Origin of the sequence: Kitasatospora sp. NPDC058218 (assembly GCF_042882445.1) — a bacterium.
Taxonomy (GTDB): Bacteria; Actinomycetota; Actinomycetes; order Streptomycetales; family Streptomycetaceae; genus Kitasatospora.
This window is the reverse complement of record NZ_JBHVWC010000172.1, coordinates 1-1,070: the sequence shown is the minus strand read 5'-3', so window position 1 is coordinate 1,070 and position 1,070 is coordinate 1. Positions and strand designations below refer to the sequence as shown.

Annotated in this window: 1 protein-coding gene; it reads right to left on the bottom strand. The window is 71.1% G+C overall.

Annotation, left to right across the window (positions count from 1 at the left end; translation table 11 throughout):
• Nucleotides 1-164: 164 nt before the first annotated feature.
• A partial coding sequence (locus ACFVYI_RS42460; RefSeq protein ID WP_387895495.1) for an IS1380 family transposase occupies nt 165-1,070 on the bottom strand: 906 nt, incomplete at its 5' end.

The window sequence follows — 1,070 nt, the reverse complement described above, 5'->3', positions numbered from 1 at the left end:
TAGCCTCGATCTTTCGTGACGGTCCGTCGGTTCATCCGGCGGGCCGTTTCGGCTTGTGGGGCTGGTGGTGGGCAGGACGATGGCCCGGCTATCGCGTCGGGTGGGCGCCGGGTTCCACGGCTCCGGGTGGTGGGGATGATCGTTGAAGTGGGGCGTTGTGCTGGTCAGCCGGGGTTCGGCAGGGCCTGCAAACGCTCGAACGCGTTGGTGATCACGTCGGTCCAGGGCCAGTGGCGGGCGAGGCGGAGGTAGCGGCGGCGGCCGGTGGTGACGAGCTGGGCGGCGGTGGAGAACAGTCGCAGCCGCAGGCGCTTGGGCTCCCATCGCCGCGCATCGCCGGTCAGGGCGAGCATCGGCATCCAGGCCAGCAGGTCGAGGGCGAGCTGGACGATCTCCAGCCAGACCTGGTTTTGGGCGGCATCGTGGAGGGGGAGGTTGCGCAGGCCGGTGTCGCGGGCGGCACGGATCCTGTCCTCGGCCCTGGCCCGACGACGGTGCCGCAGCTCCAACTGGGCGATCGGCGTACTGGTGGTGTTGGTGGCGAAGCAGGTCAGCCGCATCCCGTCCGCGTCGGTGAACCGCAACTGCGCTCCGGGGTGCGGCCGTTCCTTGCGCACGATCAGCCGCATCCCCGCAGGCCAGCCCTTGAGAACGTCCCCGGCGAGTTCGGCCACCCAGGCACCGTCGCGGACCTGGCCGCCGGGCTCGACCGCCGGCGTCCAGGCCGAAACCGGCACCAGCAGCACGGCCTGGTGGATCGCGTCGGTGATGGTCATCCCCACCGAGTAGGACAGCCACCGCCCGCGTGCGGCGAGCCAGTTCACGAACGCATGGGTGCCGCCGCCGGAATCCGTGCGGATGAGCGTGCGCCGCCCGCGGCGGTACTTCTTCGGCAGCTGGGCCAGTGCCAGGCGGGTGGCTTCGATGTGGTCGGCGGCAGTGTTGCTGCCCGCGTTCCCCGGCCTCAGTAGGCCTGCCACCGGCTCCCCGGACCCGGCCGGGCCGTGGTCGACGAACGCCATGAGCGGATGATGGCCGTAGGTCTTCTTCCAGGTCGCGGCCGCGGCTTC